This window comes from Moorena producens PAL-8-15-08-1, assembly GCF_001767235.1.
Lineage (GTDB): Bacteria > Cyanobacteriota > Cyanobacteriia > Cyanobacteriales > Coleofasciculaceae > Moorena > Moorena producens_A.
Map to the genome: position 1 here is coordinate 222,904 of NZ_CP017599.1, position 15,747 is coordinate 238,650.

At 43.4% G+C, this 15,747-nt stretch carries 16 protein-coding genes; 10 read left to right on the top strand and 6 right to left on the bottom strand.

Annotated features, from left to right (window positions below):
* Positions 1 to 101: 101 nt before the first annotated feature.
* Positions 102 to 296: a 50S ribosomal protein L33 gene (gene rpmG, locus BJP34_RS35815; protein WP_083304933.1), complete on the bottom strand. Its 195-nt coding sequence runs from the start codon at positions 294 to 296 to the stop codon at positions 102 to 104.
* A gap of 702 nt (positions 297 to 998) precedes the next feature.
* Between rpmG and BJP34_RS00955 the strand changes: the two genes are divergently transcribed.
* Positions 999 to 1,616, top strand: coding sequence for an IS607 family transposase (locus BJP34_RS00955; protein ID WP_070390709.1), 618 nt, complete (start codon positions 999 to 1,001; stop codon positions 1,614 to 1,616).
* Here BJP34_RS00955 and BJP34_RS00960 read toward each other — a convergent pair.
* Positions 1,558 to 2,325: a PEP-CTERM sorting domain-containing protein gene (locus BJP34_RS00960; protein ID WP_149030722.1), complete on the bottom strand. Its 768-nt coding sequence runs from the start codon at positions 2,323 to 2,325 to the stop codon at positions 1,558 to 1,560. The genes BJP34_RS00955 and BJP34_RS00960 overlap by 59 nt on opposite strands.
* A 610-nt stretch (positions 2,326 to 2,935) precedes the next feature.
* Here BJP34_RS00960 and BJP34_RS00965 point away from each other — a divergent pair.
* Positions 2,936 to 5,383, top strand: a complete 2,448-nt coding sequence (locus BJP34_RS00965) for a filamentous hemagglutinin N-terminal domain-containing protein (RefSeq protein WP_070390711.1) — start codon at positions 2,936 to 2,938, stop codon at positions 5,381 to 5,383.
* Positions 5,384 to 5,404: 21 nt separating this feature from the next.
* Entirely contained in the window at positions 5,405 to 6,535 is a 1,131-nt protein-coding gene (locus BJP34_RS00970) for an S-layer family protein (protein WP_070390712.1), read from the top strand.
* Positions 6,536 to 6,556: 21 nt separating this feature from the next.
* Here the strand turns inward: BJP34_RS00970 and BJP34_RS38355 are convergent, their stop codons facing one another.
* Positions 6,557 to 6,787, bottom strand: a complete 231-nt coding sequence (locus BJP34_RS38355; RefSeq protein ID WP_149030723.1) for a hypothetical protein — start codon at positions 6,785 to 6,787, stop codon at positions 6,557 to 6,559.
* 310 nt (positions 6,788 to 7,097) lie between these two features.
* Here BJP34_RS38355 and BJP34_RS00975 point away from each other — a divergent pair, with 310 nt between their 5' ends.
* From BJP34_RS00975 to BJP34_RS00985, 3 genes are all read left to right on the top strand, one after another.
* Positions 7,098 to 7,628, top strand: coding sequence for a thylakoid membrane photosystem I accumulation factor (locus BJP34_RS00975; protein WP_070390713.1), 531 nt, complete (start codon positions 7,098 to 7,100; stop codon positions 7,626 to 7,628).
* 162 nt (positions 7,629 to 7,790) lie between these two features.
* Positions 7,791 to 8,399 carry a hypothetical protein gene (locus BJP34_RS00980; protein WP_070390714.1) on the top strand — a complete coding sequence of 203 codons (609 nt, stop codon included), beginning with the start codon at positions 7,791 to 7,793 and terminating at the stop codon, positions 8,397 to 8,399.
* Between the two features lie 71 nt (positions 8,400 to 8,470).
* On the top strand, positions 8,471 to 8,704 hold the full coding sequence (locus tag BJP34_RS00985) for a hypothetical protein (protein WP_070390715.1): 234 nt from the start codon (positions 8,471 to 8,473) through the stop codon (positions 8,702 to 8,704).
* Positions 8,705 to 8,777: 73 nt separating this feature from the next.
* Here BJP34_RS00985 and BJP34_RS00990 read toward each other — a convergent pair whose 3' ends face one another.
* The gene (locus BJP34_RS00990; RefSeq protein ID WP_070390716.1) at positions 8,778 to 9,650 is read right to left on the bottom strand and encodes a hypothetical protein; all 873 of its coding nucleotides are present in this window, start codon (positions 9,648 to 9,650) and stop codon (positions 8,778 to 8,780) included.
* Between the two features lie 607 nt (positions 9,651 to 10,257).
* Here BJP34_RS00990 and BJP34_RS00995 point away from each other — a divergent pair.
* Together BJP34_RS00995 and fmt are read left to right on the top strand one after the other, a co-directional pair.
* A complete protein-coding gene (locus tag BJP34_RS00995) occupies positions 10,258 to 11,001 on the top strand; it encodes an OmpA family protein (protein WP_229424198.1) in 744 nt (247 codons plus the stop codon).
* A gap of 45 nt (positions 11,002 to 11,046) precedes the next feature.
* Entirely contained in the window at positions 11,047 to 12,030 is a 984-nt protein-coding gene (gene fmt, locus BJP34_RS01000) for a methionyl-tRNA formyltransferase (RefSeq protein ID WP_070390718.1), read from the top strand.
* On the opposite strand, the gene BJP34_RS01005 is transcribed toward fmt, so the two are convergent.
* Complete coding sequence (locus tag BJP34_RS01005) at positions 12,031 to 12,399, bottom strand: DUF6464 family protein (RefSeq protein ID WP_070390719.1); 369 nt, start codon at positions 12,397 to 12,399, stop codon at positions 12,031 to 12,033.
* A gap of 280 nt (positions 12,400 to 12,679) precedes the next feature.
* A complete protein-coding gene (locus BJP34_RS41975) occupies positions 12,680 to 12,901 on the bottom strand; it encodes a hypothetical protein (RefSeq protein WP_070390720.1) in 222 nt (73 codons plus the stop codon).
* Between the two features lie 72 nt (positions 12,902 to 12,973).
* Here BJP34_RS41975 and BJP34_RS38360 point away from each other — a divergent pair, with 72 nt between their 5' ends.
* Positions 12,974 to 13,153, top strand: coding sequence for a hypothetical protein (locus BJP34_RS38360; RefSeq protein WP_149030724.1), 180 nt, complete (start codon positions 12,974 to 12,976; stop codon positions 13,151 to 13,153).
* Complete coding sequence (locus BJP34_RS01015; RefSeq protein WP_070390721.1) at positions 13,150 to 15,372, top strand: amino acid permease; 2,223 nt, start codon at positions 13,150 to 13,152, stop codon at positions 15,370 to 15,372. The genes BJP34_RS38360 and BJP34_RS01015 overlap by 4 nt, the downstream gene beginning before the upstream one ends.
* Positions 15,373 to 15,747: the final 375 nt, after the last annotated feature.

Consider the following 15,747-nt stretch of genomic DNA (forward strand, 5'->3'; position numbering starts at 1 on the left):
CTGGTTACTGATTATAGTCATTTGTTCTTTGATCCTTAGTTCTTTGTCAATAGTCCATTTTGACTTAAAAAATTCAATTCACAAATGACCAAGGACCAAATCTACTTGATTTCTTTGTGAATTGTGTGCTTGTTGCAATGGGGGCAAAATTTCTTCAGTTCCAGACGTGATGTTGTGTTACGGCGATTCTTCCTAGTGGTATAGCGGGAAACACCAGCCGAACGCTTATTGGAGTTACTGCGACATTCCGTACATTCTAGAGTAATAACGATTCGGACACCTTTCTTACTTGCCATAGTTTTTTTTCTAAGAACTCAAATATTACAATTAAACACAATTTACTATTATCTCATGGGATCCCCCAGTCTATCAAGTAGATGCAAAATTGCTCAAGTCTCGGGAAAAACCTCACCCCTTGTTGGCACCATGATCGTGCAGGGCCATCCAGTGACAAGGGGAGGCCACAGCAGTATCCTTGAAATGCTTTTAGATAGACCAATGTTTAAGCCAATCCGAAGCGCTTGCTTTGCAGCGAAGCCAAGCATTCCCTCCGGTTTAGTTAGAGTCAGTAAGCGGTGCCAGGGTAACGAATCTCACCTCGAGAATCAAGGTAACCGCACACCCCACTACCCTAAACTCTGAGCCTGATTGGTGTATAATAACACGACTCCTGTAACTAGGCAGACCAACAGGAAGATAAGCATCACCGAACAGATGAAAGCCAAGAGGATCTGTTCTCAGCAGTGAGCTGACCAGCCATACTCCTACAAAATCCATATCGAAAGCACCAGCCCGCCCCTCTATTGGTACCTTATCGAAAGCGGATTTGAAATGGTTTTCTACTCATGGCCAATTTTCCTGATTGGGCAGACTATTTTGGCTACTGTTGATGATTCTATCTATTTGTCTTGATTGTATAGTCATAAATATATATTCATAAAATATAGTCATAAGCAAACATCTGTGGTAATCTCTCACCAGGGAGGTGATTACCACAGATGCGACTCAAAGACTATGCCAAACACATGGGAGTAAGCTACCAGACGGCTTGGAGATGGTGGAAGGCAGGTAAGTTGCCTCATCCAGCATTCCAAACTGAAAGTGGCTCAGTCATCGTTGAGTACTTCCCTCAACAGAAAACCCAGCCATCAAACACCAAACGAGTTGCTATCTATGGGCGAGTCTCCTCTGCTGAGCATAAGTCAGAGGTTGAGCTTCAAGTCCAACGTCTTCAACAGTATGCGATCGCTAAAGGTTACACGATTGTCAAAATTATCAAAGAAGTAGGAAGTGGACTCAACGATAATCGTAAACAATTAGCCACTCTTCTGAATTCTGATGGCTACGACATTTTACTAGTAGAGCATAAAGACAGCCTGGGTAGATTCGGCATCAATTACTTGGAGATTCTGCTGTCTCGTTTAGGTATTGAGTTAGAAATTGTCAACCAAGTGGATAATTCTAAAGACGAGTTGATGCAGGATTTTATTGCTATTGTCAAGTCATTCTCTCCTAGGTTGTACAGCCAAGATCATGCTAAGAAAAAGATCGAAAAAATTATCGCTGAACTCCAAGCTGATGGCGGCGACGACTACCAGTTAGAACCAAACCAATAACACCTAGGGAAAACACAGACATCGTAGCTGGCTCTGGTACATCAACAGGGGGCTTGTCTCCGGGCTCACCAGCCACTAATTTAACCTGATATGCTAGTCGAGATTGTGTGGGCCGATTCTCTTCTGACCAGGTCATAGTTGATTGACCAGTGAGGCTGAAAGCACCTAAAACGTTACTGATGTGTAAATACTGTGCATCAAAAAAACCGCAATCATTAGGATTACTACAAACATTGGATGCGTCAGGAAGACTAGCAGACATCGCACTATCGGTTAACATCAAGTTGCTCAGTACAATGCTGCTGTTATCCTTACGAGCACTAGTCCGTATAAACAAATCTGAGAAGTTATCCTCTGTAACTGTAGAGGAAAGAACTACATCACCAACGGTATAGGTGAGTTGAGAAATACCATCGAACTCCAGTAAGAAATCAACGGCTTCACCACTGACCCAATTAAATTCTTTCTGATCTAAGTTAGCAAAACCACCACTAGGGTTAACCTTGTGGATATCTAGCTCGAAGGTGTTTCCTCCTATTGTTCCAGATCCAAAACGACTCTCGGCAGACACGGAGATCTCGGGAGCTAGGTTCTGGAACTCTGTTTCACTGAGCTCACCAACAAACGTAAACGCACTGGCTCCAAAGGGAGTAAAAGCTAGTCCTAGTGCTGACACTCCCAAACTTAATAGTAAATTACGAGTCATCATTATTTCTCTTACTTGCCGCCTCTATGGGGTATTAGTTGTTATTACAACTAACAACTAATCACAGTATCCAGGCTGAGTGTTTGCGATCGCGTAGCGGCTCTGTTCGCGTAGCGTGGCCTTTGGCCTTAAGAGCATCCCGTTTGCTTTCTATCCCGTAGCGTGACATGCACGGGCAAAGCCCAACGCTGTGCGAACGGTCAATCCCACAGCTGCTCCGTTGAAGCATCTGATTCAGCAACTATAGCGCTTATTAAAGATTAAGCGGCTATTAACTATAGCGCTAGGTTATATGACTTCAGTCCAATTAATTCACTATCGAAAATTTCAACAATTTTGGATAGGTGCGCTTTGGATCAGCATTCCCTGTAGCCCTAGTTAATCTGAATTAACAAAACTTTACATCAATAGCTGCCACCTATAGGTGTATAATAACTGAAATTATTATTTCCACAAAGAATAATAGTCTCAAGCCATTATCAATCAAACTGATCAGCTGTCAGTCGCTTAATCAAAACTAGGTTAATCAAAATTAAGTTAATCCATGGAAATAAATTGATTAACCTTAAGTTCAGTAAAATCACCCTCCCCAGGATTAGGAGAAATCTTTGCGATGGCATTAGATGTATTGAAACGGTATAACACTCAGTTAGGTTTAGCGCTATGTTTAGGGATTAGTGGAGCGTACGCATTTCCAATAAACCAAGCTCATGCTCAGATTACTCCTGATACTACTTTACCACCAGCCGAAAGGTCTTTGCTAGACCTGGGCTCTGGTGAGATAAATGGGAAAATTGTTGATTTAATTAAAGGAGGAGCAATCCGAGATATCAACTTGTTCCATAGCTTTTTAGAATTTAATGTTACAGATGGACAAAGAGTTTATTTTGCTAATCCAGCTGGGATTGAAAATATTATTTCTCGGGTAACTGGTGCGAATCCCTCCAATATTTTAGGAACCTTGGGTGTCGATGGTGGAGCAAATTTGTTCTTGATTAATCCAAAGGGGATTTTCTTTGGGGATAAAGCCAAGCTGGATGTATCCGGTTCCTTTGTGGGCACCACTGCTGATGGGATTGGGTTTGGGAATCAAGGAGTGTTTAGTGCCTCTAATCCTGAGCCTCCGTCGCCATTGTTGAGAGTTAATCCTAATGTGTTTTTCTTTAATCAAATTCCGGGTGATATTAATACTAGTAAAGCCAAGTTAGAGAAGCTGGCGGTTAATAACCTATTGTTACTTGGTGGTGATGTTGAGGTTAAAGATAGTAAGATTAGCACCAATCAAGGTGGGAATATTCTGTTAGCGGGATTGGGCGCACCGGGACAAGTAGCATTGACTAGAGACGGTAACAAGCTGGGTTTAGATTTTCCTGATGCTGTCAAGAAAGGGAATGTTAGAGTTACTAATAGCGCTATAGAAACTTTCGTAGCCAAAGATAGCAATGTTGATGGTGGTGACATTAGGATTATTGCTGAGTCTTTGGAAGTAGAAACCTCTAATCGAGATCAGGGTATTTTTACTAAAACTGAGAATAATGGTCATCAAAGTGGTGATATTATTATAAGTGCTGATAACTCAGTATTAATTAAGTCTACTGCTAGAGAAAAACGCCAGGGAATCTTTACTACAACAGAGCAAGAAGGTGGAGAAGGCGGAAAAATCACTATCGACACTGGCTCTTTGACAATAGAAACGGCTCGAAGAGAGCAGGGAATATTCACCGTAACTAACGTCAATGATCAGAAAGGCGGTGATATTATTATTACCGCTGATGACTCAGTTTCGATTATTGCTTCTAGTGGCAATAATCAGCATGGTATCTTTACCTTCACTGACAAAAAAGGTGGACCAGGAGGAAGTATTGAAATTACCACCGGTTCCCTGATGATTGAATCTGAAAAACCAACACCAGGAATTTCCACCAGAGCAGACGGAGATGGTGATAGCGGAAGCATTACTATCGATGTGAGTGGCGATGTACTCCTGAAAGATAAAGGTACCATTCAAACACAACAACGTAATCAAAGAAAGGGTCGTCCTAGGGATATATCATTAAAGGTCGATGGCAATGTTACCCTTGCCGATAACAGCAGAATTCAAATCGAAAATAAAGGGAATGGAGCCGGGGGAAAAATTACGATATTGGCTGGTGGAGCAGTTGAGCTTAAATTCGGCAGCCAAATTGAGAGTATCACTACAGAAAAAGCTAAAGGAGATAGCGGGGGCATTGAGATCGAAGCTGATTCTATATTAATTGATGCTCGCAATCCGAGGGATCCTGAATCTAAGAGAGGTCGAGCTCGAATTGCTGCTGGAAGCAAGTCAAAAGCTGGAGGTAATGCTGGTTCGGTAGATATCCGTGTAGGGTCACTGACGATGATTGGACCTAACAGATCAGGTTCTGATGGCATAAATACTAATACATCAGGAGATGGAAACGCGGGCAAGATTACAATCATAGTGGAGGGAGACTTCATCATGACAGACCGAGCCCAAATTGAAATAAGATCCCAAAGAGGATCTACAGGTGATGCTAACGACATAATCATTGAAGCTGGCTCACTATTCTTAAGCAATAGAAGCTTGATCGATGCTCAGACTCTAAAAAACAGTCAGGGAAATCCTGGAAATATCTCGATAACGGTTAAAGATAAGATTGAGCTTACCAATAGCGATATCAAAACTGCCGTAGGGCCTAACGCGGGAAACCCAGAAAGAGCGAAAAACACCCCAGGAGGCGTTGGCAACATTACCATTACAGCTCGCTCTCTATACCTTAAAGATTCAGGGAAATTAGAAGCTTTGACTAAGGGCAAACTCCCAGCAGGTAATATTACAGTCAATGCCACCGATTTTGTGGAAATTTCTGGTAAAAACCAAAGTCGCATAGTAACTGAAACTCAAAAAGGAGCTAAGGGGAAGGGAGGGCGTATTGACATAACAACAAAGACCTTAAATCTATCAGATGGTGGAGTTTTAAATGCTCGAAGCGAAAGCGAATTTGACGGTGGTGATATCAACATTGATGCCGATCAAGTGCAACTAACCGATAGTGCGTAAATTATTGCTACTTCCGAAAAAATGCGAGGTGGTGACATAACCTTAGATTCAGACACCTTGACAGTAAAGAACAGCGAAATTTCTGCTTCCACCGAAACAGGTAGAGCAGGAAATGTGACACTAGAAACAGATAAGCTAACTGTCGAAAATGGAGCACGAATAGCAGTAAGCGGTGTAGAATTAACAGAGACTGGTTTTCCAAAAATAAAGCAGGATGATAGTCAGGAAGTAGTAGTTGGAGGAGTCGCTGGCAAACTGACAATTAATGCTGAGTCTCTAACCCTAGACAACGGCCAACTTATAGCTGCTACTGGACAAAAAACCGAAGACAAAGATGCAGCAACTATCGATATCAATGTACCAGGAGTGATCATACTCGATAACAACAGCCTAATTTTGGCTAGCGCTACAGGAAATGGGGTCGATGGTGGAAATATCACTATTGAAGGTGGAGTATTACTAGCGCTGCCTTTAACTAATGATGACAAAGGTAGCGATATATTTGCTAATGCTCAGAAAGGGGATGGTGGAAGAATCGACATCACCCTCGAGGGCTTATTCAATATGAAAGTACTGGAAGATACCAGTGCGTTTACAGACTCATCTGGAAAGATAATCGAATCCCTTGCTTTTGAGAATAATGATAGTGAAATAGCAGCTATTAGCTTTAGCAGCGGTCAATCTGGGCCTGTGACTAGGGATATTACCAACTCAGCACAGGATCCTGAAAACTTACCAACATCAGTAGTTGACCCTTCAGCATTAATTGTTGCCAACTGTCCCAGGAGTGGAAAAGTAGCTGTAGATGAACTGGGTGAATTCATTGTTACTGGACGAGGTGGCTTACCCCCGAGTCCCCTAGACCCAATCCATCAACGGTCTATACTTGCGGATTGGATTACCCTTGATACTGAATCAGACCAGATCGAAGAAACTACGTCTACTCCTACTCCTGAGGTTAGTTACTTACCCATGAGAGGAAAACGTCGCACTGCCAATACTCCTACTGCTACTCGTCCCAAGAAGAAAATAGTGGAAGCTCAGGGTTGGACTGTTGGGGAGGATGGTACGATTATCCTGACCGCTGAACCGAATACTGTTACTCCTAAGAGTAATTGGTATAGTCCTAGATATTGTGGTAGCAAGGGTTGAGGTAGTTGACTATCAATTCCTTTAGCTGGAGTGGTGTTGCCCATCACTTCTGCTGATCAACTGTGCCTTGGGCATCAGCAACCGAGGATTTTTGATAATTTTCCCTGATCGGAAATCTAAGGCGCGCGTTCCAATGGGCAGGTAAACTGCCCTTGGGTCGCGCCTGCTGATCTGACAGTGATACAGTGATGAATGCGATCGCGTGGGTGCAGTATATGCGATCGCGTGGGTGCAGTATATGATGTTAGTCATCCGTAGCATTTCTCTGCTGGGAGAGAAAACCCCCTCATCACCATTGATCATTCATCCGGTTGACTCACGCCTAAGTACGCCTAAGTCTAGTTATGCTGGTAGTGCAGCCAATATGCCTGCACTAGGGTTCACAACTGAATTACAATTGCTATAGTGATTATTGCGATTTTTGAAACCCTTGGACTTGGATTCACCTCGGATTTGAGATAAGGGCTAATAATTCCGTATGATAGAAGGTTTAGCAGGATTCCGATACAGGACTATTACATATAGTTGCTGTGTAAGGCGCAGATTTGTTTCCAAATGCCTATTGATTCTTGTCGGCTTACTCAGCTGCTGGTATCTACTGGGAACACCATCAGCATTAGCGAGTTTCGATGATGACAGCTTTGATGGTAATATTTTTGCTCTGTATGCTGGTAATGGCTCTATAGTCCCACCACGAATTACCTTAGAAGATTCTTTGCGCAGGGAAAAGCCAGCTTTGTTGGTGTTCTACGTAGATGACAGTAGGGATTGCAAGCTATATTCTGTGACTATCTCTAAGTTACAGGAGCCTTATGGTAGGGCAGCGAGTTTTATTCCAGTCAACATCGACACTTTGTTAGCCGATGCTACCTATACACCCACAGAAGCGGGATACTACTACCAAGATTTAATTCCCCAGACAGTACTGATTGACCAAAATGCAGAGGTAGTACTCAACGAAATTGGACAAGTTCCTTATGAACAGATAGATGATGTGTTTCGGGAAGTGTTTAACTTACTACCCCGTTCAGAATCTGTAGAGTTAAAGCTGCGCACTGTCAATGATATAAATGCTCAGTTAACATCAGAGTGATTTAATTGGCTTAGTGCGGTAGACCTCCATCCAATCAAACTCCCACAACGTAACATGAACAAAATTGTTTTAGTCATGAGTGAACTGCCATTGGCGTTTACCCTATTTTTTTGTCACGTTTACGGGTTAAGCTATTTGTAAGTACAGTTAACATCCGTGCTGATGTCCAAGGTTTACAGCACACAGGAGCTAATCGAAATTTTGGCTCAAGAACGTCGTTCGTGCATGAATGGGCAACGTCTTAATCTGGCAGCTTCGGTGTCTGGTAACCCTGTGATTGATCGCTTTCTGAAACCGGAGGGAATTCAAAAGTTCAGTGCTTATAACGACTTTAAAGCCGCAGTTCACAGCTACCAACGGCAACACCAAGTTTCAGGCATTATTTGGTGCGAACTGACTATGAAAGGAAAGACTCTACGTTATCCTGCTATTGATGAGCAGTTAGCGGCCCTAGACAGTGACCTGAAAATCCTTAAAGCTGCCAAAGCTGACCTCTTAGAGTTTTGGTATACAGGCATCCAAGGTATGGACTTATACCTAAGTATTAATTTTGGTAAAGACTATCAAAAAATTATGCCCAATGATGTAAAAGAGGTCGCCCAAAAAACGGAATGGGCAAATCTCTATGAATATAAGAATTACAACTTTTGGGAAATTATATTGCAGTTAGGTTGGGGTAAACCTGAAGAAGCATCCTATAAACGGGGATGGCCGAAATCAGGAAGTGAGTACATTCATGCAGTTAATCCAGGCAAGTGCCCAATTTGTTGACCGCTATCGCCAGGTCGATGGGTTATGGGGTGCATAAAGCAGTATTATAAATAAACCAGGAGCGGTCAAACATGAAGGAACAAACTATTAATCAAGTTATTGATCAACCAATAGAAGAATTGGACTATTCAATTCGACAGGAATTAACCAAGCTTGGCAATCAAGCCGCAAAGATGGGTTTAATTGGTGGACATGGTTATTACTTAGGAAGGTACGAAATCCTATGCAAAGGTCAAATCTTCACTCTTTCACCAGAAGAAGCTTACTCTTACCTAAAAAAATTGGTAGCACAACACCAAAGATAATTGCTAAACTATGAAGTGTGAAGGATGAAGGATGAATTATGAAAATTTATCCTTCATCCTTCATCCTTTGGGATTACCAGCGTGCCTGGGCACCAGACCAAATGTGTTCTACTGATTCACCATAAACCATCGGTTCATCCTCAAAGGTAAGAGCAGTGTAACCATTGGGTTTAACAGACCACATTGGCCAATACTCATTGCCCAACTCACCAGCCTGAAATAGGACTTGATCTGGATTAGCTTGACTCCAGCCTAGCAACAGTGCGTTAGTATAATGGATGCGCTCAGGAGCCAAGGTGGTCACCTTATTTTGGTTCCGATCCCAAATTACTGCGTAATCAGAACCATCTGACGTATTAAAAAAACCTTCAAATTGCCGCCCTAGAAGGCGATCGCTTGACTCTGTCCAAGACACCGGAATCAGAATAGAGATCGCGCCGCTTAATTTATCATCATTAATATGGTTAGCTAAGGGAGAAGATGCAGTTATGATGCGCAAATCTCCAGTCTGCAAATTTTCTATAAACATCACACTACTGATGCGGCTGCGGTACAGTTCCGGCTGTGCTTGTAGTTGAATCCGACTATAGGCAGCATACTTGCCATCGGGAGACACTAGTGATTGGCTGCGATAGTACCTAGACCCAAAACTCTGATTAGCAACCAGTTCAGCGTGGGTTTCCAACACCCAATTCCAAGGAATAGGATAAGGACTATTGAGTGGGTCACTCTGAACGTATGGTTCGGTTAGATCAGGTTTGATAGCTTCTGTTACTTCCCTTAAAGGCTGGGAAGATAGCACCGATGATTGACTGGCTACGAAGGATTCATTAGCCTTGGCTTTCTCAGCAAATAGGCTAGATGTTATCAACATCAAAGTTGCTAACAAGAGTCCTAGTGGTTGATTTTTAAGCCATCCTGCTAAACTCAATTGCCTTTTCAACATTGATTGGTCTTTCAGTTACTAATTAGCGTTTCTAGTTAGAGGAGCAACCCCAAGAAACTAGACTATAGTTCCTTAACTTTAGGTGTAAAAGGCTCAAAAGTGATCAACTCGCCCTACCGACCCTGCATTACGGAGGGGGTTTCTTACACTTTGACTCAGTCAGTTACCATTACCCTCCACTATGAAGGTACCGAAGGCAGACAACGAAAATAAGCCAGGGAAAAATTAACAATTAACACTCTTTCCTTCCCCTAAGAGGTCTTGGCTGAAGTGGGTAGCCCTCACACAAAAGTTGTTAAAAGTTGTTAGGCTTGGGATTGGAATTAACTGGTTGGTTTGGAGGGTTTAGTGTTATGATAATCATTTTTAATTAAACCTTGTTTTCTTGAATTCTTATATAATGTTAAATACCCGCGTTTGACCCCTAACGGAGTACAATTGGAGAATCCTGCCTCATTATGTTGAAGGAGATCTAACAAAATTCGGTGTGACTCAACCCGCTACTTCCAACACCAATAACAGACCTGAAACCTCAATAAGTATACTGAACTGCCTACTGATCTTAATTTTCAGGCTACTACTGCTAGGCGTAGGGAGTGGCTTGGCCTTGATATTTGGCATTGTTGTTGCCAATGCTTACCCTAACCCGAATCCAGAAAAACCCCTGATATTAAAATTACTGGAGCATCTGGATAACAAGGGAGAATCAAGGTTTTTCAATTTTAGTTCAATTCGGGAACCAACGGAAGCCAATCTACTAAAACAATTGACACCGGTTCAAAGAGTCCAGCTCAAAGCTCAGCTAAGTGAGTTAGACAAGCGACTGAAGAGATTGAGTGAGGACGTGACAATGTTGGAAACTCAATTGGGAACCTCGGGAGGGAATGAATCTCTCGAAAAGCGCATCCAAGGGATCACTTTGCTCCTCAAGGAACCATCGACTCTAAGTAGCGATGCTCCATTAGTTGGTAATAGCAATGGCAATCGATTAGCTGCCTCGGCTGCCGACAAGTTGAAAGTCACGTTGCCCAGTGATATTTTATTTCAGAAAAGTAAAAGTACGTTACGCCCAGAAGCAGGTTTGATCCTAGAGAAAATTGTCACAGATTTGCAAGCCTATCCCGGCAGTACAATCAGGATTGCTATCCACACCGACAACCCCCGCGAAGCCAAAGAGAATCGAAACCTTTCATTTAAGCGTGCCAAAGCAGTTCAGCAGTATCTTAGTAGTGCTTTAGACGATCCATACCGTTGGCTGATTATTGGCTACGGAGAAACTCGTCCTCTGGTCGCTAATGATACTGAGGTTAATCAGCAACGTAATCGTCGGGTGGAAATTGCTGTGGATTAGTCATTAGTCATTAGTCATTAGTCATTAGTCATTGGTAATTTCTAGATGCGAGTTGTATTCTTTGGTACTCCCCAATTTGCTCTACCTTGTTTGGAAGGTTTGTTGAACCATCCTGAATTTGAGGTGGTGGGTGTGGTGACTCAGCCAGATAAGCGTCGAGGACGTGGTAACCAGCTGATTCCTTCCCCAGTGAAATCAATAGCATTAGCACATAAACTACCAGTTTGGCAACCGCAGCGCCTGAAAAAGCATAGGGAAACCCTAACTCAGCTCAGGCAGGTAAAGGCTGATGTTTTTGTGGTGGTTGCCTATGGGCAGATTCTCTCCCAAGAGATTCTGGATATGCCTACGGTAGGTTGTATCAATGTACATGGCTCAATTTTGCCTAAGTATAGGGGAGCAGCTCCGATCCAGTGGTGTCTATATAATGGTGAAGCCCAAACTGGCATCACGACGATGTTGATGGATGCTGGAATGGATACTGGAGCAATGCTCTTGAAAGCATATACACCAATCAGACTATTGGATACTGCCCAGGATTTGGCACAAACTCTGAGCAATTTGGGAGCTGATTTGTTGATTGAAACTCTCCTGAAGCAAGAGTTACAGGAAATCCAAGCAATTCCTCAAGATCACTCTGAGGCTACCTATGCACCACTGATTCAAAAGTCAGATTATGGCCTAGATTGGTCACGCTCCAACTTGGAGTTACACAATCAGATTCGGGGATTTTTCCCAAACTGCGTTACCTCATTTCGGGGTAAATCTCTGAAAATCAGTGCCACTGCTCCCTTAGATTCGGCTTACTTATCCGAGTTGCCTTCACAGGAGTGGTCTACTCTTGATGTTGGTTCAGGTCGTCCTGGAGAAGTTGTAAAGATTGCGAAGGGAATCGGTCCAATTATTAAAACTGGAAATGGACTGTTGTTGTTGCAGCAAGTGCAATTAGCTGGCAAACGTGCTCAATCTGCTTGGGATTTTGCCAATGGTATGCGTTTAGAAGTAGGAGAAGTTCTAGGTAATAGTTAGTTAGTCAGTTCCGGTTTTCAAGGGTTCATAAAAGCGGCAAGAATCACAGGGTCCGTCTGGATTGACAGCACAACGAATCAATTCAGAGTGAGCATTGAAATAGCAGCTGGCATCCCCAATCACCCAACGCCCCTGGAGCAGGCTTTTTTCACTAGGGTGTCCAGAAGACTGCACATACAGAGCAATTTTATGCAAACGATAGCGCCCTGACTTAAGACAGTAGCGGTGGTGGCGCTCTAAAACTGTGTAGGTTTTACCTTTAAAGTCGAGATAGTTACCGGGTTGAGGTATCCAATCCAGTTGAACATTGCCAATGGTCTGACGTGGGTGGGTCAAAATTAACTCTGTCGGTAGAGAATCAGGCTCCATAGTGCTTATTGTCATTCACGCTACAGTTGAATGGTATCGCAGGCTGTGGGCTGACTATCTAGCCCAACAGAATTCTACATAGAATTGTCCGGTTAAGTACAACACACTTGCGCTACATTGAAGAGTGGATTGATCAACGAAGTGATTAACCGGAGTTGATATTACCCATATTGGGTAATTATTGGTCATTGAGCAAAAAATGTCTTAAATTCGTGATTGGGGTGCATAAAGTTGGGAATTTAGCAAGTTAATTCTGTAGTCAGCTTAAAAGACTGTCAGATTAAAAGACTATCGTTTCTGTTCTCTTCGTTTCATTAGCAGTTTCTACTTGTTTGCCCAAAACCCCATGACAGCAGTTAGTCCTGTGGTGTGAAATTGATCCAATGTTGAACCAAAAGCCCAGGCTACCAACGTTGTAACATCCTTGAGTTGCAATGTCGGTGGCTTGGGGGTAGAACTGGTGGAGTTGTTCATGGACCTGGATCAATTCACCAACTGACATTGTCTGCCAAGGACTTGAAAAATTTTCCAGCTATACCCCCATCAAAAATGAATTTACAACAAAGAACAAAGTATGAACATCTCTGGTATTTCACCGAGGACGCTTCGCACTTGCTTGCCTCGACGGCTTTTTCAAGTCAGAAATCCATGGGCGTTTCGCCCACACCAAAGGAATGAAAATCTCTGTTCCCTATTCCCTATTCCCTATAGTCAGATTAGCTTAATGCACTATATTCGTGTTTTAGATATATGAAGTTACTGTTTGGTCGCCGCTCATCTCCTGTTGTCGAGCCTACTCAGGAAAAAACTTCAGGTTTGGGAACATTCGGTGGGGTCTATACCCCGTCGATTCTCACCATCCTCGGGGTTATTATGTACCTGCGCTTTGGTTGGGTACTTGGTAATGTTGGTTTAGTGGGTACCCTAATCATTGTTACCCTCTCCACCAGTATTACCTTTTTGACGGCTCTGTCTATTTCTGCGATCGCAACTGACCGCATTGTTAGGGCTGGTGGTGCGTATTACATGATTAGCCGTTCCCTAGGAATTGAAACTGGCGGTGCCGTAGGAATTCCCCTTTACTTTGCCCAAGCTCTCTCAGTCGCCTTATACACTATTGGTTTTGCCGAGAGCGTAGTTCAGACCTTTCCCCACCTCAACCAGCTTTATGTAGCGCTAATTACTACTATTTTAGTGGCAATACTGGCTTTGACTTCCGCTAGCCTCGCCATCCGCATTCAATACTTTATTATGGCTGCGATAGTGCTATCCCTGATTGCTCTATTCGTCGGTAACCATGATTATCCTTATGATGTAGCTAATATTGAGCTGTGGGTGACCTCCAAAGAATCCTTCTGGGGTGTCTTTGCTGTCTTCTTCCCTGCCGTGACCGGTATCATGGCTGGGGTGAATATGTCCGGTGATCTACGCAACCCGATCCGCGCCATTCCCATCGGTACTCTGGCAGCAGTAGGCACAGGATATGCCGTTTATATGATCGTACCAATTATTCTATCGATGCGGGTAGGGGGAGATGCCCTAATTGCCAATCCTTTGATTATGAAGCAGATGGCATTTTGGGGTCCGTCAATCCTACTCGGGGTATGGGGTGCTACTCTCAGCAGTGCTTTAGGCAGTATTCTGGGTGCTCCCCGGATTTTACAGGCATTAGCTAGAGATGGGGTATTACCCCGTTGGATGCGATTCCTAGGTACGGGTAGTGGACGAGATGATGAACCACGGATTGGTACCGCTGTAACCTTGGGAATAGCTACTGCTGCAGTTTGCCTTGGTCAATTAGATATCATTGCACCAGTGCTAAGTATGTTCTTTCTGACCACCTATCTGGTGTTGAATGTAGCAGCTGCCATTGAGGGCTTTTTGCAAAGTCCTTCGTTCCGACCCTCCTTTAAAGTTAACTGGTTTCTGTCACTGTTAGGGGCATTGGGTTGCCTGATCGTCATGTTTTTGATCAATGCCTTTGCCACAGTGGCAGCAGCTGTTATTGTCTTAGGGGTTTACCTTTGGCTACAGCAGCGGGAACTGCGCACGGCTTGGGGGGATGTACGCCGGGGTATTTGGATGGCACTGTTGCGCACTGGTATTTTTCAGATTAGTCATCACCCTGATCCGAAAAACTGGCGACCCCACATCTTGGTGCTGTCAGGAGCTCCCACTAAACGATGGTCTTTGATAGAGTTAGCCGATGCTCTGACCCATAATCGCGGTTTAGTGACCGTTTCGAGTATTTTACCCAGTAGTTCCCATAGTGTTGCTAAGCAGAGACAGTTAGAACAAACCATCAGTGAGTATCTGGAACGGCGTAGTGTACAAGCTCTAGTGCGCTTGGTAACAGCACCGGATCCCTTTACCGGAGCCCGGCAACTGGTAGACACTTACGGTATAGGACCACTAGTTCCCAATACAGTTTTACTCGGGGATAACGAAACCCTTAGCCGTCGCCAGCCTTACTGTCGCTTGATTACTCACATACACCAGGCAAAGCGTAATGTAGTGATTCTGCGGGAAAATCGGGAGCAGGGTTTCGGTAGTCGTCAACGGATTGATGTTTGGTGGGGCGGTAAGCAAGCCAATGGTAGCCTGATGTTGCTCCTCGCCTATCTATTGCGCAGCGACCTGAAGTGGCAAAATGCTGAGATTTACCTCAAGTTGGTGGTTCCTAATGAAATAGCAGCTCAAGCAGCACGGGCAAACCTAAGTAATTGGGTGAAACAGTTGCGGATTGGGGTTATTTGTCAGGTGCTGGTTTCCGAAGGGCGTTCTTTTAATACTATTCTTCATGAGTCATCCGCTGATGCTGACTTAATCTTTATGGGTATGGCTATACCAGACGATAAGTTTACTCAATATTACGAAAGCTTACAGCTAAAAACTGCTGGTCTTCCTACCATTGTCTTTGTACTAGCTGCCCCTGGGTTTGCTTTCCATGAAGTTCTCAGTGAAGATTTGTAGTATACTAACAGCAATTAAAATTTTTTAATTGTCAATTTACTATTACGATCAAGTCCGATTAATCAGTTATCAAATAGTCTCGGCATTTTTGGTAATGGGTAATAGGTAATAGGTAATAGGTAATAGGTAATAGGTAATCATCGGGAGCAGGTCAAATTTGCCGAACAAATGAACTACTTGACAAAAACTAAAAATTCTGTAATTGAGCCGGTCTTAGTTGCAGAACAGATCAACTTAGTACCATATGAGCTTGGCTTTTACCCATCAGGGGGCTATAGATCAGGTAAAAATATTAGGCGATAGTGACATGCTCCCCCTATTACCTATTATTACCCATTACCTATTACCCATTACCCAGATAAGCGTACAAATGTT